The organism is Streptomyces sp. NBC_00335 (genome assembly GCF_036127095.1).
Lineage (GTDB): Bacteria > Actinomycetota > Actinomycetes > Streptomycetales > Streptomycetaceae > Streptomyces.
Genome location: NZ_CP108006.1, coordinates 8,090,923 through 8,111,946 on the forward strand (window position 1 = coordinate 8,090,923; position 21,024 = coordinate 8,111,946).

General features: G+C 72.0%; 22 protein-coding genes. 16 read left to right on the plus strand and 6 right to left on the minus strand.

Annotated elements, in window-relative coordinates:
- Nucleotides 1-46: 46 nt before the first annotated feature.
- Complete coding sequence (locus OHA37_RS36545; RefSeq protein ID WP_266911979.1) at nt 47-835, plus strand: helix-turn-helix domain-containing protein; 789 nt, start codon at nt 47-49, stop codon at nt 833-835.
- Nucleotides 832-1,776, plus strand: coding sequence for a helix-turn-helix domain-containing protein (locus tag OHA37_RS36550; protein ID WP_266911981.1), 945 nt, complete (start codon nt 832-834; stop codon nt 1,774-1,776). Before OHA37_RS36545 ends, OHA37_RS36550 begins: the two co-directional genes overlap by 4 nt.
- A 95-nt stretch (nt 1,777-1,871) precedes the next feature.
- On the opposite strand, the gene OHA37_RS36555 is transcribed toward OHA37_RS36550, so the two are convergent.
- Nucleotides 1,872-2,576, minus strand: coding sequence for a TetR/AcrR family transcriptional regulator (locus tag OHA37_RS36555; protein ID WP_266911983.1), 705 nt, complete (start codon nt 2,574-2,576; stop codon nt 1,872-1,874).
- 129 nt (nt 2,577-2,705) lie between these two features.
- Here OHA37_RS36555 and OHA37_RS36560 point away from each other — a divergent pair, with 129 nt between their 5' ends.
- From OHA37_RS36560 to OHA37_RS36610, 11 genes are all read left to right on the plus strand, one after another.
- Nucleotides 2,706-4,388 carry an amidohydrolase gene (locus OHA37_RS36560; protein ID WP_266911985.1) on the plus strand — a complete coding sequence of 561 codons (1,683 nt, stop codon included), beginning with the start codon at nt 2,706-2,708 and terminating at the stop codon, nt 4,386-4,388.
- A gap of 88 nt (nt 4,389-4,476) precedes the next feature.
- Entirely contained in the window at nt 4,477-6,159 is a 1,683-nt protein-coding gene (locus tag OHA37_RS36565; RefSeq protein WP_266911987.1) for an ABC transporter substrate-binding protein, read from the plus strand.
- Nucleotides 6,156-7,136: an ABC transporter permease gene (locus OHA37_RS36570; protein ID WP_266911989.1), complete on the plus strand. Its 981-nt coding sequence runs from the start codon at nt 6,156-6,158 to the stop codon at nt 7,134-7,136. The genes OHA37_RS36565 and OHA37_RS36570 overlap by 4 nt, the downstream gene beginning before the upstream one ends.
- A complete protein-coding gene (locus OHA37_RS36575) occupies nt 7,133-8,041 on the plus strand; it encodes an ABC transporter permease (RefSeq protein WP_266911991.1) in 909 nt (302 codons plus the stop codon). Before OHA37_RS36570 ends, OHA37_RS36575 begins: the two co-directional genes overlap by 4 nt.
- Entirely contained in the window at nt 8,038-9,012 is a 975-nt protein-coding gene (locus OHA37_RS36580) for an ABC transporter ATP-binding protein (RefSeq protein ID WP_266911993.1), read from the plus strand. Before OHA37_RS36575 ends, OHA37_RS36580 begins: the two co-directional genes overlap by 4 nt.
- A 77-nt stretch (nt 9,013-9,089) precedes the next feature.
- On the plus strand, nt 9,090-9,890 hold the full coding sequence (locus tag OHA37_RS36585) for an ABC transporter ATP-binding protein (RefSeq protein ID WP_266911995.1): 801 nt from the start codon (nt 9,090-9,092) through the stop codon (nt 9,888-9,890).
- 280 nt (nt 9,891-10,170) lie between these two features.
- The gene (locus OHA37_RS36590) at nt 10,171-11,019 is read left to right on the plus strand and encodes an ABC transporter substrate-binding protein (RefSeq protein WP_443046264.1); all 849 of its coding nucleotides are present in this window, start codon (nt 10,171-10,173) and stop codon (nt 11,017-11,019) included.
- Nucleotides 11,016-11,816 carry an amino acid ABC transporter permease gene (locus tag OHA37_RS36595; protein ID WP_266911997.1) on the plus strand — a complete coding sequence of 267 codons (801 nt, stop codon included), beginning with the start codon at nt 11,016-11,018 and terminating at the stop codon, nt 11,814-11,816. The genes OHA37_RS36590 and OHA37_RS36595 overlap by 4 nt, the downstream gene beginning before the upstream one ends.
- Nucleotides 11,817-11,823: 7 nt before the next feature.
- On the plus strand, nt 11,824-12,657 hold the full coding sequence (locus OHA37_RS36600) for an amino acid ABC transporter ATP-binding protein (protein ID WP_443046265.1): 834 nt from the start codon (nt 11,824-11,826) through the stop codon (nt 12,655-12,657).
- A gap of 212 nt (nt 12,658-12,869) precedes the next feature.
- Nucleotides 12,870-13,997, plus strand: coding sequence for a mechanosensitive ion channel family protein (locus tag OHA37_RS36605; protein WP_266912001.1), 1,128 nt, complete (start codon nt 12,870-12,872; stop codon nt 13,995-13,997).
- 158 nt (nt 13,998-14,155) lie between these two features.
- Nucleotides 14,156-14,407: an EF-hand domain-containing protein gene (locus OHA37_RS36610; protein ID WP_250740005.1), complete on the plus strand. Its 252-nt coding sequence runs from the start codon at nt 14,156-14,158 to the stop codon at nt 14,405-14,407.
- 29 nt (nt 14,408-14,436) lie between these two features.
- Here the strand turns inward: OHA37_RS36610 and OHA37_RS36615 are convergent, their stop codons facing one another.
- From OHA37_RS36615 to OHA37_RS36630, 4 genes are all read right to left on the minus strand, one after another.
- Nucleotides 14,437-15,675: a cytochrome P450 gene (locus OHA37_RS36615; protein ID WP_266912005.1), complete on the minus strand. Its 1,239-nt coding sequence runs from the start codon at nt 15,673-15,675 to the stop codon at nt 14,437-14,439.
- Nucleotides 15,676-15,699: 24 nt separating this feature from the next.
- Complete coding sequence (locus OHA37_RS36620) at nt 15,700-17,094, minus strand: NAD(P)/FAD-dependent oxidoreductase (protein WP_266912007.1); 1,395 nt, start codon at nt 17,092-17,094, stop codon at nt 15,700-15,702.
- Nucleotides 17,087-17,353 carry a ferredoxin gene (locus OHA37_RS36625; RefSeq protein ID WP_266913402.1) on the minus strand — a complete coding sequence of 89 codons (267 nt, stop codon included), beginning with the start codon at nt 17,351-17,353 and terminating at the stop codon, nt 17,087-17,089. Before OHA37_RS36625 ends, OHA37_RS36620 begins: the two co-directional genes overlap by 8 nt.
- Nucleotides 17,354-17,461: 108 nt before the next feature.
- The gene (locus OHA37_RS36630; protein ID WP_266912009.1) at nt 17,462-18,118 is read right to left on the minus strand and encodes a hypothetical protein; all 657 of its coding nucleotides are present in this window, start codon (nt 18,116-18,118) and stop codon (nt 17,462-17,464) included.
- Nucleotides 18,119-18,253: 135 nt separating this feature from the next.
- Between OHA37_RS36630 and OHA37_RS36635 the strand changes: the two genes are divergently transcribed.
- Genes OHA37_RS36635 through OHA37_RS36645 form a run of 3 tightly spaced genes read left to right on the plus strand, consistent with a single transcriptional unit; the run spans nt 18,254 to nt 19,925 of the window.
- The gene (locus OHA37_RS36635; protein WP_266912011.1) at nt 18,254-18,721 is read left to right on the plus strand and encodes a hypothetical protein; all 468 of its coding nucleotides are present in this window, start codon (nt 18,254-18,256) and stop codon (nt 18,719-18,721) included.
- A complete protein-coding gene (locus OHA37_RS36640) occupies nt 18,715-18,957 on the plus strand; it encodes a helix-turn-helix transcriptional regulator (protein WP_266912013.1) in 243 nt (80 codons plus the stop codon). Before OHA37_RS36635 ends, OHA37_RS36640 begins: the two co-directional genes overlap by 7 nt.
- Nucleotides 18,954-19,925: an NAD(P)-dependent alcohol dehydrogenase gene (locus OHA37_RS36645; RefSeq protein WP_266912015.1), complete on the plus strand. Its 972-nt coding sequence runs from the start codon at nt 18,954-18,956 to the stop codon at nt 19,923-19,925. Before OHA37_RS36640 ends, OHA37_RS36645 begins: the two co-directional genes overlap by 4 nt.
- Here the strand turns inward: OHA37_RS36645 and OHA37_RS40915 are convergent.
- Complete coding sequence (locus tag OHA37_RS40915) at nt 19,922-20,980, minus strand: VanW family protein (protein WP_443046266.1); 1,059 nt, start codon at nt 20,978-20,980, stop codon at nt 19,922-19,924. The genes OHA37_RS36645 and OHA37_RS40915 overlap by 4 nt on opposite strands.
- Nucleotides 20,981-21,024: the final 44 nt, after the last annotated feature.

Here is a 21,024-nt window from a genome sequence, read left to right on the forward strand (position 1 = left end):
CGCGCGGTGGCCCGATGCTGTGCGCTGAATCGAGGGGGAAGCCAGAGTGGCGCGTTGGAAGGAACTGCCCGCCGGGCTCGACAGCCGGGAGGGCCGGCTCGTCGCCGAGTTGCGGCGACTGAAGGACCGCAGCGGGCTGAGTCTGGCCGCCCTCGCGGCGAAGACCGGCTACAGCCGCTCCTCGTGGGAGCGGTACCTCAACGGGAAGCAGCCCGTGCCCCGCGCGGCCGTGGAGGAACTGGCCCGGCTCTGCGGGGCGGACGAGACGCGTCTGGTGGTCCTGCACGAGGTCGCCGTACAAGCGCGCCGGCTGGCTCCGGCCGCACCGGTCGAGGTAGCCGCCGAGGCGACGGGCGGTACGACGAACGCCCCGGCGGGCGGTGTGACGCCGGGGCCGGAGCCCGTAGCCGTACCGGCCCCGCGCATCGTCCGGCTGCGCACCTTCCTCGCCGGGATCGCGGCAGCCGTGGTCGTGGCCTTCGGCGCGGGACTGCTGACCGGCGGCGCATGGGCCGACGAGGCGCCGCGCGGTGAGGACGCCGGTACGTCCGGCTACCGCCGCGGAGTGGCGTACGAGTGCGGCACCGAACGCAAGGACGGCGAGCGGCGGGCCGGGCACAGCACCAGCCGCCAGATCCTGCTCGACACCAACAGCACGGGCTTCGACGTCGTCGAGGTCCAGTGCCTGCTGCGCCAGCACGGCTTCGACCCGAAGACCACCGACGGACTGTACGGCCAGGACACCAAGGAGGCCGCGATCCGGTTCCAGGCCGCGCGCGGCCTGGTCACGGACGGCATCGTCGGGCCGAAGACCTGGGCGGAGCTGCGCAAGTGACCCTGCCCGCGGAGTGCGGGCACCTCGCCGCCGAACTCAGCCGGCTGCGCCTGCGGACGGGGCTGAGCCTCGTGGACCTCGGCCGGCGCACGCCGTACAGCAAGTCCTCCTGGGAGCGCTACCTCAACGGCAAGCAGCAGCCGCCCCGGCAGGCGGTCGAGGTGCTGTGCGCCGTGGCCCGCCAGCACCCGGGCAGGCTGCTGGCACTCTGGGAGCTGGCGGACACCGTCTGGAGCGGCCGGGCCGTCCCCGCGTCCCCGCGGGCCGTCCTCGTGCCCGCCTCCGCACTCGGTGCCGCCGGATCCGCCTCCGCCCCCCGTGCTGCCGGATCCGCCCCCGCCCCTGCCGGACCCGCCTTCACCGGGCCCACCTTCACCGGGCCCGCCCCCGCCCCCGAGGGTGCTTCCGTGCCGGGAGGGCGTCGGCGGCTGGTCCTGACGGGCTCCGTCCTGGGCGGCGTCCTCCTCGTACTGACCGCGGGTCTGCTGCTGTCCCGGGGATCCGGACCGCGGCCCGCCGACGACACCGGGTCGGCGGAGTTGATGATCCGCAACCCCGGCTGCGCGGGGGCGGGCTGCGCCGGCAAGGACCCGGTCCGCATGGGATGCGGGGGCGCGGGCATGGTCACCGATCTGCGTACCGACACGGGACCCGGAGGTCGTCAACTGGAGCTGCGGTACGGGGCGTTGTGCGAGGCCGTGTGGGTGCGGGCGTCGGGCCTGCGGCCCGGGGACCGCGTCGAGTTGCTCGTGCCGGGTGTCGCCGAGCCCCAGGAGGTGCGGGCGGGCGACCTGGACGTCGGCAAGTACGTGGCGACGCCGATGGCCCCGGTGCTCCGGGGGACCGCCGGCATCCGCTCGTGCGTGACGCCGGAGCGGCCGGCCGAAGCCCGGTCCGCTTCGGCCGAGCCGGCCGCCGAAGCCCGCGTCTGCTTCGGCTGAGCCCACGGCCGAAGCCCGCGTCCGCTTCGGCTGAGCCCACCGCCGAAGCCCGGGTCCGCTTCGGCTGAGCCGCCCGGCGCGGGACCGGCTCCCCCTCAGAGGGCCTTTCCTCCCCGGAGCACCTCGACCCGGGTCTCGATCGCGTTGATCAGGGCTTCCACCCGGGCCTCGAAGATCTGCTCTTCCGTGACCTCGGCCAGCTGGGCGCCGAGCCGGGTGATGTGGGGGAAGCCCGTGGGGTCGACCAGGCGGTACTCGCGGTGCCAGGAGGACTCGTCGGCGGCCCGGACGTCCGCGTCGAACAGCAGGTAGGCGGCGCGCTGGCCGACGTAGGCCAGGAGGGAGTCGCCGACCATCCGGTAGTGGACGGCCGCCTCCGCCCCTTCGAGGCCGGCCTCCGTCACCGCGCCGAGGATCAGTTCCACGACACGGAACTCGTTGGGCCTGCGGGTGGTCCGGCTGGCCATGGTCGAGCCGACCACCGGGTACCTGAGCGCGACTTCGAGGGAACCCTCGGCGAGTGCCCGCAGCCGGTCCTTCCAGTCGAGCCCTTCGGGGATGCTGTCGAGCACCTCGCGGAGCATGCGGTCGGCGACGGACAGCAACAGCTCGTCCTTGTCGCGGAAGTGCCGGTAGATCGCGGTCGGGTCGGCGCCGAGTTCCCCGCCGAGACGTCGCACGGTGAAGGCGTCCTCGCTGCCGCGAGCCGCGATGCGCAGGCTCGCTTCGATGATCGCGTCGGGTGTGAGCTGGCTGCCCGCGCGCTTGGACCGGGCGGGTGTGTCGGATGACTTCGGCATGGTGGGGCCAGTGTAACGATGTGGAACAGAGCGAGCGCAACACCGTTGACAACATTGTTGCGCTCCCGTTCACTCCTCCTCAACGAACCAGCCGTGCGGGGCTCACCCGCCGAGCCGAAGGATGCGTCGATGGGCAACACCAGGCAGCGTGCCGACATCGTCTTCGTAGGGGGACGCGTCTTCACCGGCACCTCACCCACCCCGATCGACGCCGCCGTCGCCGTCGGAGGCGGCCGGATCATCGCCGTGGCCGACGCGGCCACCGTCCGCTCGCTCGCGGACGCCGACACCGAGGTCGTCGACCTCGCGGGAGGACTGCTCGTCCCCGGATTCCAGGACGCCCACGTGCACCCCGCGGTGGCCGGAGTCCAGATGCTCGGCTGCGACCTCAGCGAGGAGCGCACCATCGACGGCTACCTCGCGGTGGTCGCGGAGTTCGCCGCGGCCCACCCCGACGCGGCCTGGATCCGCGGCGGCGGCTGGTCGATGGACGTCTTCCCCGGGGGCACGCCGACCCGCGCCATGCTCGACGCGGTGGTCCCCGACCGGCCCGTCCTGCTCACCAACCGGGACGGCCACGGGGCCTGGGTCAACACCCGGGCGTTCGAGATCGCCGGCGTCGACCGCACCACCCCCGACCCGGCCGACGGCCGGATCGAGCGGGAGGAGGACGGAAGCCCGGCCGGCACCCTCCAGGAGGGCGCCGTGGAGCTGGTGGCACACCACGTGCCCCTCGCGACCCCGGACGAGGCGCTCGCCGGCCTGCTCGCCGCACAGGAGCACCTCTTCTCCCTCGGCGTCACCAGCTGGCAGGACGCCATGATCGGCGCCTTCCCCGGCAACCCCGACAACTACGGCGTCTACCTGCGCGCCGCCCGCGAGGGCTCCCTGCGCGCCCGCGTCGTCGGCGCCCTGTGGTGGGACCGCGAACGCGGCCTGGAACAGATACCCGACCTGGAGGAGCGCCGCCGCACCGGACAGGTCGGCCGCTTCAACGCCACCAGCGTGAAGATGATGCAGGACGGCATCGCCGAGAACTTCACCGCCGGCATGCTGGAGCCCTACCTCGACGGCTGCGGCTGCGCCACCAACAACTCCGGGCTCAGCTTCATCGATCCGAAGGTGCTCACCGCGGCCGTGTCCCTGCTCGACCGCGCGGGCTTCCAGATCCACTTCCACGCCCTCGGCGACCGGGCCGTGCGCGAGGTGCTCGACGCCCTCGCCGAGGCCCGCGAGGCCAACGGGACCAACGACAACCGCCACCACCTCGCCCACCTCCAGCTCGTCCACCCGGACGACATCGCCCGCTTCGCGAGCCTGGACGCGGCCGCCAACATCCAGGCGCTGTGGGCCGCCCACGAACCGCAGATGGACGAGCTGACGATCCCCTTCCTCGGACCGGAACGGGCCCGCCTCCAGTACCCGTTCGGCGACCTCCAGCGCGCCGGAGCCCGCCTGGTCGCCGGCAGCGACTGGTCGGTCAGCAGCCCCAACCCGCTCTGGGGCATCCACGTCGCGGTCAACCGCTCCGTACCCGACGAGGCCCCGGGCGCGACCGGGACCTTCGAACCGGCGCCGCCGTTCTTCCCCGAGCAGGCCCTGACCCTCTCCCAGGCGCTCACCGCCTACACCGCCGGCAGCGCATGGGTGAACCACCTCGACGAGGTCACCGGCACCGTCGAGGAGGGCAAGTACGCGGACCTCGTCGTCCTCGACCGGGACCCCTTCGCGCACCCCCCGATGGAGATCGCCGACACCCGCGTGCTGCGCACGTACATCGACGGCGAACTGGTCTTCGCCGCGACCGACTGAGTCGCGACCGTCCGAATCCCCACCGGCCGGGCCGCCACCGGCCGAGCGTCACCCACCCCACCGAGCTCATCCCTCAGGGAGTCAGACGATGCCATCAACCCGATCGGGATCCCCGCAGTACCCCGGCCGCCGCATCCGCCGCATCCGCAACAGCGCCGCGGCCGCCTTCGCCGCGGCCGCCGTGCTCGTCACGAGCGCCTGCGGCGGTGCCGCGCCCGACAAGGACGCGGACCGGGCCGCCGCGTACAAGATCACGGACAAGACGCCCGCCGCCGCCGGGAACGTGGACTCCTTCACCTGGTCCGTCTACGCGGAGCCGACCACCATCGACTACGCGTACTCCTTCGACTTCCCGCCCAACCAGATCCTCGCCAACGTCTGCGAGAGCCTGCTGCGCTGGAACCCCGACCTGACGACCTCCCCGGGCCTCGCGGCCTCGTACGCCAACCCCACGCCCACCACCTGGGTGTACCAGATCCGCCCCGGCGTTCACTTCCACGACGGAACGGTGCTCACCGCCGCCGACGTCGTCGCCTCCCTGAGCCGCAACCTCGACCCCGCCACCGGCAGCGTCTGGGCGAACCAGTACAAGAACGTCAAGTCCATAGACAAGACCGGCCCGATGGAAGTCACCGTCACCCTGGCCAAGCCGGACTCCACCTTCAACAAGTACCTGGCGGCCGGCCCGGGCACCGTGGAGTCCGCCGCCACCCTGGCCAAGTCCGGCAAGGACTACGGCAATCCGCAGACCGGTGTGAACTGCACCGGCCCCTTCTCCTTCGCCTCCTGGACCTCCGGCCAGTCCCTCACCCTCAAGCGGTTCGACGGGTACTGGAACCAGGAGCTCAAGGCCAAGTCCGGCGAGGTGAAGTTCGTCTTCCTCGCCGATGCCACCACCCGCGTCAACGCCTTCCAGAGCGGCGAGGTCGACGGCGGCTGGATGGTCCCGCCGAACGCCTACGCCCAACTCGGCTCCACCCAGGCCGGAAAGCTCTACTTCGGCCGCAACACCACCGTCGCCGACGAGGTCGTCGCCAACCTCAAGGGCCCCCTCGGCAACCCGAAGGTCCGCCAGGCCCTCCTCATGGCCACCGACCGCAAGGGCATCGTCAAGGCCGGCGCCGCCGGGGTCGGCGAGGTCTCCGACTCGCTCGTCACCGACAACCTGTGGGCCGACGCGCCCCCCGCGACCCGCGAAGCCCTCGTGAAGGACCTGCCGAAGTACCCGTACGACCCGGCCAAGGCCAAGGCGCTCGCCGCCGAGGCCGGCGTGAACGGTCAGGAGATCGTGATCGCGACCAGCCCGCTGGACTCGCAGACCACGATCATCACCCAGGCCATCGCCCAGGCCGCCACCGCCATCGGACTGAAGCCGCGGATCGACTCCCTGTCCGCGGAGAAGTACACGACCCTCTTCACCGACCCCGCGGCCCGCGAGGGCATCGACCTCTTCCTCACCTTCTGGTACACGTCCATCACCGACCCGCTGGACATGTTCGCCTCGCTGGAGACCGGAGCCTTCAGCAACTACGGCAACTGGTCCGACCCTGCCTTCGACGCCGCCGTCGAGAAGGCCGTCGGGGCCCACGACCCGGCGGAGCACGCGGCCGCCAACGCCGAGGCGCAGAAGATCGCCTCGCGCGAACTGCCCTGGCTGCCCCTCTACACCCTCCCCGTCAGCGTCTTCATGGGCAAGAAGATCACCGGCGTCCAGCCCTCCATCGCCTACCTCTACCACCCGTGGGCGGCCGAGATCGGAGCCAGGGGATGACGGCCGCGGCGACGGCCGCGACGGCCCGCGCCGTCCGGGTGCTGCGCAAGCTCGCCGGCATGGCGGCGACCCTGCTCGTCACTTCCTTCCTCGTCTTCTCCTCCCTCTTCCTGGCCCCCGGCGACCCGGCGAGCTTCCTCATCAAGGGACGCAGCCCCAGCCCGGAGGACCTGGCCGCGCTCCGCAGCCAGTACGGCTTCGACGAGCCCTTCCTGGTTCGCTACTGGAACTGGCTCGAAGGGGTGCTGCACGGCGACTTCGGCCGCTCGTACCTCTTCCACCAGGACGTCTCCGCGGTCATCTGGTCGCGGCTGCCCTCCTCCATGCTGCTGATCTCCGTATCCGGCCTGATGATCGCCGTGGTCGGCATCGGCTCCGGCATCATCGGCGCGCTGCGCCGGGGTTCGCGCACCGACCGCTCCCTGATGCTGCTCGTCACGGTGGGCGCGGCCGCACCCGCCTTCGTCGCCGCCCTGCTCCTGCGGTCGGTGTTCGGGGTGCAGCTGGGCTGGTTCCCCACCATCGGCAACGGCGAAGGCCTCATGGACCGGCTGCACCACGTGATCCTCCCGGCGGCGGCCCTGTCCGTCACCTTCACCGCCCTGGTGACCCGCGTGACCCGTTCGGCCATGCTCGACGAGCTGAGCCGCGACCACGTGGAGGTCGCGCTGAGCCGCGGCGCGCCACGGCGCACCGTCATCCGGCGGCACGTCCTGCGCAACGCGCTCGGACCGATCGTCACCGTCTCCGCGCTCCTGGTCTCCGGCATGCTGGTCAGCACCGCGATCGTGGAAACCGCCTTCGGAATGTCCGGCGTCGGCTCCCTGCTGGTGCAGTCCGTCGACCAGCTCGACTTCCAGGTCGTCCAGGCCATCGTGCTGCTGGTCGTGGCCGCCTTCGTCATCGTCAACGCCCTGGTGGACCTGGTCCACCCGCTGATCGATCCGCGCACGGCCGCGGCGGGGAGCGCCCGATGAGCACCCTTCCCGAAACGGGCGTCACGACCCGCACCCCGCGCACCCCCCGCACCCCGCGCACCCCCCGCGCTCCGCTCGCCCGGCTGCGCCGCCTCGGCGGCAGCCGGCTGCAGCGGACCTGCCTGGCGCTCCTCGTCCTGTTCGTGCTCCTCGCGATCCTCGGCCCCTGGATCGCCCCGTACGACCCCACCTTCGGACAGCTCGGCGACACCCTCCTGGGGCCGAGCGCCCAGCACTGGCTGGGCACCGACCAGGGCGGACACGACACCCTCTCGGCGCTCGTCGTCGCCGCCCGGACCAGCCTGGCCGGACCGCTCGCCGTCGTCCTGTTCTCCACGATCCTCGGCGTCGCCGTCGGCCTGTTCACCGCCTGGCGCGGAGGCTGGATCGACACCGCCGTCGGCCGGGTCCTCGACGTCCTGTTCGCCTTCCCCGCGCTGCTCCTCGCGATCCTCGCGGTGGCCCTGTTCGGCAAGGGGATGACGGCCCCGGTCATCGCCATGGCCATCGCCTACATGCCGTACACCGCACGCCTCGTACGGGGCCTGGCCGTCCGGGAGAAGTCCCGGCCCTACATCGCCGCCTACCAGGTGCAGGGCCACTCGCCCCTGTACGTCACCGTCCGCAGGCTGCTGCCCAACATCTCCCCGACGCTGCTCGCGCAGTCGACGGTGAACTTCGGCTACGCCCTGCTCGACCTCGCCGCCCTCTCCTTCCTCGGCCTCGGCGTACAGCCGCCCACCCCCGACTGGGGAGCCATGATCAACCAGGGGCAGGCGGCCGTCCTGCAGGGCCAGCCGCTCTCCGCGATCGCGCCGGCCGTGGCGGTCGTCCTGGTCGTGGTCGCCTTCAACGTCGTCGGGGAAGACCTCGGCGACCGGCTCGCGGGGAGGGACTCCCGATGACACTGCTCGACTACGAAGCCCTGCGCATCACCCTTCCCGCGATGGCCCGCCCCCTCCTCGACGGCGTCAGCCTCACCGTCGCGGCCGGCGAGGTCGTCGCCCTGGTCGGCGAATCCGGCTCCGGCAAGTCCGTCACCGCCCGCGCCGCCCTCGGCCTGTTCCCGCAGGGCGCCGAGATCGGCGGCCGGGTCCGCGTGGACGGCACCGACCTGGTCGGCGCCACCCCCGCGAGCCTGCGCGAGGTCCGCACCGACAAGGCGGCGATGATCTACCAGGACCCCCGGGCCGCCATCAACCCGGTGCGCCGGGTCGGGGACTTCCTCACCGAACCGCTGCGCCTGGTGCACGGCTGGACCAAGGCCCGGGCGAACGTCAGGGCCGCCGAACTGCTCGACGCGGTCGGCCTGCCCGACCCCGTACGCCACCTGAACCAGTTCCCGCACGAGCTCTCCGGCGGCATGCTCCAGCGCGTCGTGATCGCCGCGGCCCTCACCGCCGAACCCCGGCTCCTGCTCTGCGACGAGCCGACCACCGCGCTCGACGTCAGCACCCAGGCCGAGATCCTGGCCGTCCTGGGCCGCCTCCAGCGCGAACGCGGCCTCGGACTCCTCCTCATCACCCACGACATCGAGCTGGCAGCCTCGGTCAGCGACCGGATCTACGTCATGTACGCGGGCCGGATCGTCGAAACGGCGCCCGTGGCGGAACTCTTCGCCTCCCCACGGCACCCCTACACCGCGGGCCTGCTCGGATCCTCCCCGCCCCTCGAAGGCCCCCTGGCCCGCCTCACCCCCATCCCCGGCGCCCCGATGGGCCTGCTGGAGTCGGCGCCCGGCTGCGCCTTCGCATCCCGCTGCCGGTTCGCCGAGCCGGGCCGCTGCGACCGGTCCGCGCCGGAGCTCGTGCGGCACGGCCCGGCCGAGGTCGCCTGCCACCGCACCGCCGAAATCGGCCCGAAGGAGGACAGTTGAGCAACCGTCCGAGCAAAGACCCCGCCCCGGGACTTCCTCCGGGACCTCCTCCGGAACTTCCCCCCGAGCTCCTCCGGGTGAGCGGACTGCGCAAGACCTACCGGACCGGCGGGACGGAGGTCGTCGCCGTCGACGACCTGTCGTTCTCCGTACGGGCCGGCGGCGCGCTCGGCATCGTGGGGGAATCCGGTTCCGGCAAGACCACCACGGCCCGGATGCTGATCGGCCTGGAACGCCCCGACGCGGGCGAGATCCTGGTCCAGGGCCGGCCGCTGGCGGCCTCCGTACGGGGGAGGCCGGCCCGGCTGGCCCGCGCCAAGGCGGTGCAGATCGTCTTCCAGGACCCCTACCTCTCCCTGGACGCGCGGATCAGCATCGGCGCGACCGTCGACGGCGTGCTCAGACTGCACGGCATGTCCGACCGTGCGGCCCGGGCAGCACGGGTACGGGAATTGCTGGCCAAAGTCGGCCTCGGCGACCGCGAGGCCGCCGCCCTGCCCCGCCGGCTCTCCGGCGGGCAGCGCCAGCGCGCCGCGATCGCACGGGCGCTGGCCGTCGAACCCGCCGTCCTGGTGCTCGACGAAGCGGTGTCCGCCCTGGACGTCTCCGTGCAGGCGCAGGTGCTCAACCTGCTCTCCGACATCCGGCGCGACACCGGGATCGGCCTGGTCTTCGTCAGCCACGACCTGGCCGTCGTCCGCTACGTCTGCGACGAGGCGCTCGTCATGTACCGCGGCCGCACGATGGAACACCGCCCCGTGGGCGAGCTCCTCACCGACCCCGAGCACCCCTACACCCGGCTGCTGCTGGCCTCCGTACCCCGTCCGGGCTGGGACCCCGACTCCATCAGCCGGCGCCGCCGCGAACTCACCCCCTGACGGCGCTGACGGCGCTGACCGCGCCGGCGGCGGGGGAGCGACGCCGGGGCGGGGTCGTGCGAACCCGCCCCGGCCCCCGGTCCGCGCGAGGGAACGGCGGGGCCGGCGGACCGTCACCACCGGGCGTCCGAGTGATCTTGGCCGGATCGGCGCGGTACGCCGCGGCGTCCCCGGAAAGCATCGCCGAAGATCCCTCGACGGGCGCCACCCGTGGCTTACGATCTCGGCGGACGGTCCCGTCCCGTGATCGCCGCTCGCCCCGCACTCGTGGAGGTCAACCGTGTTCCGGACGGCCAGAGGAAACCGCACGCGCCCCAGCAGCCTCCGAATCCGCGTCGCCGCCGCGGCCGCGGCGGCGGGCGCGCTCCTCGTCGCGGGATGCTCCTCGGGCGGCGACGGCCCGGGCGAGGCGGCGGGCGGAGTGCCCGTCGTGGAGAAGGGCAAGCTGACCACCTGCACCCACCTGCCCTATCCGCCGTTCCAGTTCGAGCAGGACGGCAAGGTCGTCGGTTTCGACGTGGCCCTGGTCGACCTGGTGGCGAGCCGGCTCAAGGTCGAGCAGAAGATCCTCGACACCCCCTTCGAGAACTTCAAGACCGGCGCCTTCCTGAACTCAGGCGAGTGCGACCTCGCGGCCGCCGGGATGACGATCACCGACGAACGCAAGAAGAACGTCGACTTCTCCGTCCCCTACTTCGACGCCACGCAGGCCCTGCTCGCCACCAAGAAGAGCGGCGTGACCACGCTGGCCGACCTCAAGGCGAAGTCGAAGAAGCTGGGCGCGCAGGCCGGGACCACCGGCGAGAGCTACGCCAAGGCCCAGGGGTTCGACCCCGTCGCCTTCGAGAGCTCGGACGCGGTCCTCAACGGACTGCGCACCGGCCAGGTGGACGCGGTCGTCATCGACTACCCCGTGGTCCAGGGCTGGCTCAAGGACACCAAGAACGCCGCCGAGTTCACCGTCGGACAGAACATCGAGACCGGCGAGCAGTACGGCTTCTCGGTGAAGAAGGGCAACACCGCCCTGGTGGCCGCGATCGACAAGGCGATCACCGACGCCAAGGCCGACGGCACCTACAAGAAGCTCTACGAGCAGTGGATCGGCCCGCTGCCCACGACCACCCCGTGACCTCCCGGCTGACCCGGCGCCAGCGCCGCCGGGTCTCGCAGGGGCTGCAGTACGCGCTCTTCGTCGCGGTGCTGGTGCTGATCGCCGTCTCCGCGGACTGGGGGAGGCTGCAGAACCAGTTCGCCCAGAAGGACCTGGCGCTGCGGCTCTTCCCGGACATCATCACCACGGCCCTGCGCAACACCGTGATCTACACGACCTCCGGGTTCCTCCTCGGCCTCGTCCTCGGCCTGGTCATCGCCATGATGCGGTTGTCCTCCGTGGCCCCGTACCGGTGGGTCGCGAGCGTCTACATCGAGCTGTTCCGGGGGCTCCCGGCCCTGCTGATCTTCATCTTCGTGGGCGTGGCGGTGCCCCTGGCGTTCCCCGGTACGGAGATCCCCGGCGGCACGTACGGCAAGGTCGCCATCGGTCTGGGACTGGTGGCCGCCGCCTACATGGCGGAAACGATTCGGGCCGGCATCCAGGCGGTACCCAAGGGGCAGATGGAAGCCGCCCGCTCGCTGGGCTTCTCGCACGCCCGCGCCATGGTCTCGGTCGTCATCCCGCAGGCCTTCCGCATCGTCATCCCGCCCCTCACCAACGAGCTCGTCCTGCTGTTCAAGGACTCCTCGCTCGTGCTGTTCCTCGGCGTGACGCTGCAGGAGCGCGAACTGACGAAGTTCGGGCGGGACCTCGCCAGCCAGACCGCCAACTCCACCCCGATCCTGGTCGCGGGCCTGTGCTACCTCCTGGTGACCGTGCCGCTGAGCTTCGTGGTGCGCCGCCTGGAGGCCCGCGCGGACAAGGCCGTGTGAGGAAGACATGCCACAGGAGACCCCAGCGGTGGACACGACGGCCACGGACCGCCCGGAGATCGAGATCCGCGGACTGCACAAGTCCTTCGGCGCCAACCACGTCCTGCGCGGCATCGACCTCGACATCGCCCGCGGCGAGGTGGTGTGCGTCATCGGGCCCTCCGGCTCGGGCAAATCGACGCTCCTGCGCTGTGTGAACCTGCTCGAAGAGCCCAGCGAGGGCCGGGTCTTCGTCGGCGGCACGGAGGTCACCGACCTGGACGTCGACATCGACGCCGTACGCCGCCGCATCGGGATGGTCTTCCAGCAGTTCAACCTCTTCCCGCACGTCAGCGTGCTCGAAAACCTCGCTCTGCCCCAGCGCCGCGTCCTGGGCAGGGGCAAGGCCGAGGCCCGGGCCGTGGCCCTGAAGAATCTCGGCCGCGTCGGTCTCACCGACAAGTCCGATGCGTACCCGGCCCAGTTGTCCGGCGGTCAGCAGCAGCGGGTGGCGATCGCAAGGGCCCTGTCGATGGGCCCGGAAGTGATGCTCTTCGACGAGCCGACCTCGGCGCTGGACCCCGAACTCGTCGGCGAGGTACTGGCGGTGATGCGGGTCCTGGCGGGCGAGGGCATGACGATGATGGTCGTCACCCACGAGATGAGCTTCGCCCGCGAGGTCGCGGACCGGGTCGTGTTCATGGACGGCGGAGTCGTCGTCGAGCACGGACCGGCGGCCCAGGTGGTGGGGGATCCCCGCCAGGAGCGCACCAGGGAGTTCCTCAACCGGCTCCTGGACCCTGCGGCGACCGAGGCACCCGGAGCCCGCGGCGAAGGCGGGCAACCGGACGGGGACGCCTGACCACACCGATCACCGGTCCGGGCCGGGAGCCCACCTGCGCCGCCGTGTTGATCATGGTGCAGGATGGCACCTCGTTCCGTATGCGCACGCATGCGCGAACGCGGCCCCACGCACGACGAACTGACAGGTGACAAGGTGACCACACCCCTCATCCCGCGGCCCGCAGGGCCGGCCCTCGCCTCCCCGGTGCGCCGAGCGGCGGAGGACGTCCGTTGAGCCGGGACCTCGTCCTGCACGACTGGCTGATCGCCGGAATCGCGCTGGCCGCGGGCGGGCTCGCCGGGCTGCTGCTGCGCGCCCTCGTACGGTGGCTGGCCAAGCACGCCCTCAGGACCCGGTGGAGCGGCGACGACATCATGGTCGACGGGCTGCGCACCCTGGCTCCGGCGGCGGCCGTCATCGCGGGCGCCGCCGTGGCCGCCTCGACGCTGCCGCTCAGCAGCCGGGTCTCCGGGTGGGTGAACCACTCGCTGACCGCGCTGCTGATCCTCGTGGCCACGGTCGGCGTGGCCCGTGTGGTCGCCGGCCTCGTCCAGTCCGTGGCCCAGGCGCGGACGGGAGTGGCCGGATCGGCCACCATATTCGTCAACATCACGCGCGTCCTGGTGCTCGCGATGGGTGTGCTCGTCGCCCTCGAATCCGTGGGCGTGTCCATCGCACCCCTGCTCACCGCCCTCGGCGTGGGCGGTCTGGCGGTCGCCCTGGCGCTGCAGGACACCCTCGCCAACCTCTTCGCGGGCGTGCACATCCTCGCCTCGAAGACGGTGCAGCCCGGTGACTACATCCGGCTGACGAGCGGTGAGGAGGGGTACGTCGTCGACATCAACTGGCGCAACACGGTGGTCCGCAACCTGTCGAACAACCTGGTGATCATCCCCAACGGGCGGCTCGCGCGCACGAACATGACCAACTTCACCCAGCCCGAGCAGCAGTTGTCCATCATGGTCCAGGTGGGAGTGGGCTACGAGAGCGACCTGGAGCACGTCGAGCGGGTGACCCTCGACGTGGTCGACGGGGTGATGGCGGACATCAACGGCGCGGTCCCCGACCACGAGGGAGCCGTACGCTTCCACACCTTCGCGGACTCCAGGATCAACTTCACGGTGATCCTCGGCGTCGGCGAGTTCAGTGACCAGTACCGGATCAAGCACGAGTTCATCAAGCGGCTGCACAGCCGGTTCCGGGCCGAGGGCATTTCGATCCCCGCCCCCACGCGGACGGTCGCGCTCCAGCAGGAGGACGTCCGTTCCTCCGTGCCGCTCGTCGCGGTCTCGCCGGTCCCGCCTGTCCCGCACCAGCGCGAGGCGCCGGTCGACGTCCTGGCGGACGGCGTCCGCTAGCGGGCGGACCGGGACGACGCCGCATGGCCCCGCGCCCCCTCCCGGGGCGTGGGGGACACCGGCGGCGGGTGGCGGGGAGGCGGGTCATAGGCTGACCGCTCCGGGGGCCCGCCCAGCCGTGTTCCCGGTACCGAGCCGCCCGTCGAGAGGACCACGTCATGAGTGAGAAGGCCCGCAAGCTGTTCGATGCGCTCGACCTGAACAGCGACGGGGTCCTGACCAGGGTCGAGGTGATCACGGCCCTGCGCAGCAAGGGCCCGACCCTCGCCGCCCACGGCGATCTGCCCTTCTGGGCCGTGGGCGACGTGGACACCTCCTCGGCCCTCTTCGACCGGGCCAACGCGGACGGCGACGACGTACTGACCTTCGAGGAGTTCGAGCGCGAGGTCGACCGCCGCTTCGGCTGGTAGCGGCGATCGGGCCCCGGCTCAGTGCCCGCTCAGGCGCGGATCCCGTCGCAGGCGATCCGCAGGTGCCGGGGCCCGCGCAGCACCGCGTTCTGCCGGTAGGGCGGAGGATCCTCCAGCAGCCGGGGGTTCTCCAGCCGCCGGGCCAGCTCGGTCAGCGCCAGCTGGGCCTCCAGCCGGGCCAGCGGGGCGCCGAAGCAGCTGTGGATGCCGCTGCCCAGGCCCAGGTGCTGGATGTCCTTGCGGTACGGGTCGAAGCGGTCCGGGTTCTCGAAGCGGTTCGGGTCCCGGTTGCCGGAGGCCAGGATCAGCCACATCGAGGAGCCCTTGGGGATGGTGACCCCGCCGACCTCGATGTCCACCAACGGGGTCCGCTGCGGCAGCAGTTGAACCGGCGGCTCGAACCGCAGCAGCTCCTCCACCAGCGGCACGGCGAGGCCGGGCTCCTGTCGCAGGTTCGCCAGCACGTCGGGGTTGCGCAGCAGGGTCAGCATCCCGTTGGTGATCAGGTTGACCGTGGTCTCGTGGCCGGCGATCAGCAGCAGCGCCGCCGTGCTCAGCAGCTCCATCGTGGACATGGACTCGTCCGGGCCGTGTCCCACGGCCAGTTGGGAGAGCATGTCCTCGCCGGGATCCTTGCGGCGCTGCTCGATCAGCCCGGCCAGGTACATGCCCAGCTCCATGCGGGAGTCGTGGGTCTTGCGCTGCCGCTCGGCGGGATCGGCGTCCGGATCGGGGTCCAGGCTGGCTGCGAGGGTGTCGGCCCAGACGTGGAACTTGGGCTCGTCCTCGCGCGGTACGCCGAGCAGCTGGCAGATCATCGTCACCGGGAACGGGTACGCGAACTGGTCGACCAGGTCGATGTCCTCCGTGTTCCCGAGGTTGTCGATGAGACCGCTGACGATGTCCTTCAGCCCGCCCCGCATCCCGTCCACGCGGTGCGGGGAGTGCGGCGGCCCGAAGGGCCGGTTGGTCATCCGGCGCAGCCGGTCGTGCTCCGGCGGGTCCAGCTTCAGGAAGCTCGGCGGCAGCGCCGTCTCCTCCGCCTCCCCGCCCTCGGCCAGCGGGTCCCCGGCCGTGGCGGCCAGGTTGCGGGCGTCGGAGCTGAGCCGCGGATCGTGCAGCAGGCTCTGGATGTCGTAGTAGGTGCTGATGACGTAGGGGCCGGTCCCGTCGTGGAAGACGGGGGTCTTGCGCAGCTCCTCGTACAGCGGGTACGGGTTCGCGCGGCTGGAATAGTCCAGGATCTGGCTCAGGATGCCGTGGGCCATGAGGGTCCTCCGGGAACGTGCGGGTCAGTGCCCGGCGGGGGTGAAGGTGGCGATCCGGCGGTCGGCCGGCGAGTACCCGCTGAGGGTGATGGTCGGGCCGTGCGTGGGCACGGAGGGGTCGGGGAAGTCGGCCGGGATCGGCCGCTGCCCGTCCGGGCGCCGGTCCACCGTGGTGAACGGGGGCGGGAAGGGCGCGCAGGCCTCGATCTGCTTCTCGTAGAACTGCAGCCAGCGCCCGTTGTCGAAGGTGACCGCGCCGATCACCCGGCCCTGGTAGCCGTAGACCGCGGTGAACCGGCGCTCGGCCCGAGACCCCTGGGTGAACATGATCTCGCTGCCCATGGAGGGCACGCCCACGGACTTGATGTTCACGCCGAACTGCGAGGACCAGAAAGCCGGTACCCACAGGTGCGGCCGGCGGTCGGTGCTCTCGCTCAGCATGTTGTGGGCGGCGGTCTCGGCCTGCGCCACGGCGTTGCCCCAGTGCTCCAGGGAGAGGAACTGGTAGCCGAAGAGCGCGTGCGGGGAGCGGGCCACGTCGCCCGCCACGTAGATGTCGTCGGTGACGATCCCGCGGAGGTCGAAGGCCCGGCAGCCCGCGTCGCAGGCGATGCCGCGCGGACCCGCGCCGAGTCCGGAGCCGGTCAGCCACTCGGTGTTGCGCTGCGCGCCGAGCGAGACGACCACCACGTCGCATTCCAGGGTGGTGCCGTCGGAGAGGTGTGCGGCCCTGACCCGGCCGGTGGAATCGCCCTCCAGCCCGGTCACCATGATTCCGGTCCGCAGGTCCACGCCGTTCTCCCGGTGGAGTTCGGCGGCGACCGCCCCGATCACCCCGCCCAGGGCGCCGACCAGGGGGCCGTCGCCGCGTTCGGCGACGGTCACGTCCAGCCCGCGCTCCCGGCACGCCGAGGCGATCTCCGAGCCGGTGAATCCGGCGCCGATGACCAGGACCCGGCGCGGTCCGGCCGCCAGGGCGCGGGCCAGGCCCGCCCCGTCCTCACGGGTGCGCAGGGTGAAGACCCCGTCGAGCTCGCCCTCGGCCTCGTTCGGCCAGGGCCGGGCCCGGACCCCGGTGGCGATCAGGAGCCGGTCGTACGGGACCTCCTCGCCATCGGCGAGCTTGACCGTACGGGCTGCCATGTCGAGCCCGGTGGCCGCGACGCCGAGGCGCCATTCGGCGTCGATGTCGAGCCGCCGGGGGAGCAGGGTGTGGTCGGCGTCGGCCTTGCCCAGCAGCACCTGCTTGGACAGCGGCGGGCGGTCGTACGGCTCGTGGCGCTCGTCGCCGACCAGGGTCAGCGAGCCGGCGAAGCCCTTCTGCCGCATGACCTCGGCGGCGCGCAGGCCGGCCAGCGAAGCACCGACGACCACGATCCGGCCGGAGCGCCTGAGCTGGTCCAGGGCGGTGTCAACCATCGGAGGACCCCCTTGCGGTGCCGGAGGCCGCTGCTGCCGGGGTGCGTGCGGAGTGGTCGCCCGCCCGGTCCAGATCGTCCACGAGGATGGCCTGTACGGGGCAGGCGGCGGCGGCCTGGGCCACGCGCTCGCGCTGGGCCTCCTCGGCCTCGGGATCGTAGAGGAGCCCCTCGTCCCCGTGCATCGCGAAGACGTCGGGGGCGAGGAAGGCGCACTGCGCGTATCCCTGGCACCGGTTGAGATCGACGACGAGCCTCAGCAAGGTGTGGTCCTTTCGGTGCCCCCCTGTGCTTCCCGGACCAGCGTGCGCGCGGCGCCGCCGGGGGGCCCGTCCGCGGCGGCCATTGGAGTGAGGTTGTGGCGCCCGTCAGGGGGCCGGAAGGGGGGCCGGGCCGGGGCGGCCCCGGCCCGACCGCAGGATGTACAGGCTCACGGCCAGGGCCCAGGCCGGGAAGACCAGCTCGGACCAGGGCAGGGAGGAGCCCGCCACCAGCAGCACCAGGCCGGCGAGGTACCCGACCAGGGCCAGCGGGCGCGGGAACGCCCCGAGCCGGCGGCCGATGGTGGAGGTCGCGAACACGAACACGGCGGCCATCCGCATCCCGTACGTGGTCAGCAGGGTGTAGGCGAAGTGGCGGCCGAACTCCTGGGGCTGATCGGCGTCCAGCACCGTCCCGGCGGCCGCGGCGGCGCCGAACAGGCTGGCGACGAAGATCAGCCCGCTGCCCAGGAAGACGGTGGCCACGAACCGGTCCTCGGCCTCGCCGGAGTGCTCCCGCAGCGCGCCCATGAACCACAGGAAGGCGATGCCCGCGAAGGGGACGAGCTCCAGCGCGGTGGTCACCGCGTCCCGCTGCCCCGAGGTGACCTCGATCTCGGCCGCGCCGCCCCCCTCGGGCAGGCCGATCCGGGCCAGCACGATCGCCGCCGCCATGAGGACGGCGAAGAGGATCCCCGCGAGCCCGGCCGCCCGGGGGGTGCTCAGGCTCTGTCCCGGGGGCGTCCCCGGTGCTTCTGCTCTCATGCGTCCAGCAAGCCCGGGGTGCGGCCGTGGTGCCAGTGGGGCCGCGCGCCCGGGTGACACGGGGGCCGGACCCCGCCCCCGTGGGGTCGATGTAAGGAATCATTGACATGAGGTATGGATTCTTTTACCTTCGTGATGTCAAAGTTCTTTTACATGGGAGCGGGTGCGGTCGTGGCCTTCGAAGAGAAGCGCGCATGGATCATGGGGGTGGTCGCGATCGTCGGATACGCGGTCTACCTGGTCGTCGTGCTGGGCCGGTCGGGCGACGGGGTCCCCCTCGCGGAGGTCCCGTACGTCATGCCGCTGCTCTGGACGGTCGGGGGCGCCATCGCCGCCGCGATCCTCCTCAACATCGCCGTGGCGGTGGCCAAGCCGGGCGAGGCCGACGTCAAGGATCAGCGGGACAAGGAGATCGGCCTCCTCGGCGAGCACGCCGGGCAGTCCTTCCTCGCCATCGGCGCCGTGACCGCGCTGATCCTCTCGATGGCCGGCGCGGACCGCTTCTGGATCTCGAACGCCCTCTACCTCGGGTTCGTCCTCTCGGCGGTGCTCGGTTCGGCCGTCAAGCTCGCGGCCTACCGCGAGGGGTTCCAGTCGTGGTGAAGCCGACCGGCATCACGAACCGGATCAGGATCCTGCGCTTCGAACGCGGTGAGATGACGCAGGCGGAGCTGGCGGAGCGCATCGGCGTGACCCGCCAGACCGTCATCGCCATCGAGAAGGGCCGCTACTCGCCCTCGCTGGAGACGGCCTTCAGGATCGCCGGTGTCTTCGCGGTACCGCTCGAACAGGTATTCCAGTACGCAGGCAGCGCAGACGACGAAGGGACGACGCCGTGAAGGCGATCGTGCAGGACACGTACGGCTCCAGCGAAGTACTGGAGCTCAGGGACGTCGAAACGCCGAGACCGGGCACGGGCGAAGTGCTCATAGCCGTCCGGGCCGCCGGCCTGGACGCGGGGGTCTGGCACCTCATGACCGGCAAGCCCTACCTGCTGCGCCTCCTCGGCTACGGGCTGCGCGCACCCAGCGTGCCCGTACGCGGCCGGGAGGTCTCCGGGCGGGTCGAAGCGGTCGGCGAGGGGGTGAGCGCCTTCGGGGTGGGCGACGAGGTCTTCGGCATCTGCGAGGGCTCCTTCGCGCAGTACGCGACGGCCCGGCAGGACAAGCTGGCGCACAAGCCCGCCGGGATGCCCCTGGAGGAGGCGGCGGCCCTCCCCATCTCCGGGCTCACCGCCCTCCAGGCGCTGCGCGACGCGGGGCGCGTGCGGCCGGGGCAGCGGGTCCTGGTCATCGGAGCCGCGGGCGGGGTCGGAACCTTCGCGGTCCAGCTGGCGAAGGCCTTCGGGGCGCATGTGACCGGAGTGTGCAGCACCACGAAGACGGAGCTGGTGCTCGGGCTCGGCGCGGACGAGGTCATCGACTACACCCGCGAGGAGTTCGCGGACGGTGTGCGCCGCTACGACCTCATCCTGGACATCGCGGGCAACCGCGCCCTGTCCCACCTCCGGCGCGCCCTGACCCCGCGCGGAACGCTCGTGATCGTCGGCGGCGAGGGCGGCGGCCCCTGGCTGGGCGGCATGGGCCGGGTCCTGTGGGCCGTGCTGCTGAACCCCTTCGTGCGCCACGGCCTCAAGGGGTTCGTCTCCGCCGAGCGTCAGGCGGATCTGAAGATCCTGGGGCAGCACGTCGACGACGGCACCCTGTCCCCGGCCGTCCACCTCACCTGCCGGCTCGCCGAGGCCCCCGAGGCCATCGACCGGCTCCACCGGGGTGAAGCGCGCGGAAAGATCCTGATCACGCCCTAAGGCGTGGGTGCGGCGGACGTGCCCGGAGCGGTGGCCTCGGGGGACGTGCTCGGCGTGGCGGACGTGCTGGGTGCGGGGGACGTGCTGGGCGCCGCCGGCGCCGCCGGGGTTCCGGGGGAGCCCGACGGAGTGCCGGGAGGGCCCGACGGAGTCGCGCCGGGCGTGGCCGTCGGGGACTCCGGGGCGCAGACGATCTCGTCGCGCGGGGTGTAGTGCGTACGGAACGTCTCGCGGCCGACCTCGTGGCCGCCCCGGACGAAGACGCGGTCCACGGAGACGTCGAAGCCTTCCAGTGGGGTCTGCGGCTCGCAGGTGGGGCCGGTGACGGTGCGCTTCACGGGCGGCGTGATGTGGGTGCGCGGGCCCTTGGTGGCGCGGATCTCGTCGTACTGCTTCGTTCCGAGCAGGGTGATGGTCACCGAGGTGGAGGTGGAGGAGGCCCGGACCGTCACGGGGTGCCCCGAGTCGTTCTGCCAGCGCAGGTCGAGGGTGCCCCAGGCGACGGTGGCCTCGCGGCCTTCCGGGTACCGCTCGATGTAGAAGGAGTGGGCCCCGTGCTCCAGCGGCTTCAGGCCCGCGAAGAACATGGCGTTGTACATGGTCGTCGCGACCGCGGAGACCCCGCCGCCGGGGGATTTCACGTAACGGCCGTCGTTGATCATGATGCCGTCGACGAAGCCGTTCTCCTCGGTCCGCTCGCCCACCGCCTGGTTGAAGCTCCAGATGTCGCCCTGCTCGACGACGGCCCCGTTGATCAGCTCCACGGCGCGCGCGATGTTGTGCGTGCGGTAGGGCGCGGCGGGATAGGCGACGGTGAAGGTGGAGAGGACCTGCTGCCCGACGGCTGCCGGGGCGGCGGCGGTGGCGGTGGCAGGGGCAGGGGGAGGGGTAGTGGCGCCGGCCGTGGCCGTGGGCCCGGCGGTGCGGTCAGGGGCGGGCGTACCCGCGGCGGCCGCGGTACCGGCGGACAGGCCGCCGAGGCCGAGCACGGCGGCCGTCCCGGCCGATATCAGGGCGATCCGCGTGGTGGCCGTACGGCCGTGGGCGCGTCGCATGTCTCTCCCTGTCGCTTCGGAATCCGAACCACACAAGTCTGGTC

Bases quoted from the DNA above. Each gene is read 5' to 3' on its own strand.
- OHA37_RS36600 (WP_443046265.1), top strand. From the start codon at position 11,824: ATGCCACAGGAGACCCCAGCGGTGGACACGACGGCCACGGACCGCCCG.
- OHA37_RS36580 (WP_266911993.1), top strand. From the start codon at position 8,038: ATGACACTGCTCGACTACGAAGCCCTGCGCATCACCCTTCCCGCGATG.
- OHA37_RS36575 (WP_266911991.1), top strand. From the start codon at position 7,133: ATGAGCACCCTTCCCGAAACGGGCGTCACGACCCGCACCCCGCGCACC.
- OHA37_RS36630 (WP_266912009.1), bottom strand. From the start codon at position 18,118: ATGAGAGCAGAAGCACCGGGGACGCCCCCGGGACAGAGCCTGAGCACC.
- OHA37_RS36570 (WP_266911989.1), top strand. From the start codon at position 6,156: ATGACGGCCGCGGCGACGGCCGCGACGGCCCGCGCCGTCCGGGTGCTG.
- OHA37_RS40915 (WP_443046266.1), bottom strand. From the start codon at position 20,980: ATGCGACGCGCCCACGGCCGTACGGCCACCACGCGGATCGCCCTGATA.
- OHA37_RS36555 (WP_266911983.1), bottom strand. From the start codon at position 2,576: ATGCCGAAGTCATCCGACACACCCGCCCGGTCCAAGCGCGCGGGCAGC.
- OHA37_RS36620 (WP_266912007.1), bottom strand. From the start codon at position 17,094: ATGGTTGACACCGCCCTGGACCAGCTCAGGCGCTCCGGCCGGATCGTG.
- OHA37_RS36635 (WP_266912011.1), top strand. From the start codon at position 18,254: ATGTCAAAGTTCTTTTACATGGGAGCGGGTGCGGTCGTGGCCTTCGAA.
- OHA37_RS36610 (WP_250740005.1), top strand. From the start codon at position 14,156: ATGAGTGAGAAGGCCCGCAAGCTGTTCGATGCGCTCGACCTGAACAGC.
- OHA37_RS36560 (WP_266911985.1), top strand. From the start codon at position 2,706: ATGGGCAACACCAGGCAGCGTGCCGACATCGTCTTCGTAGGGGGACGC.
- OHA37_RS36615 (WP_266912005.1), bottom strand. From the start codon at position 15,675: ATGGCCCACGGCATCCTGAGCCAGATCCTGGACTATTCCAGCCGCGCG.
- OHA37_RS36565 (WP_266911987.1), top strand. From the start codon at position 4,477: ATGCCATCAACCCGATCGGGATCCCCGCAGTACCCCGGCCGCCGCATC.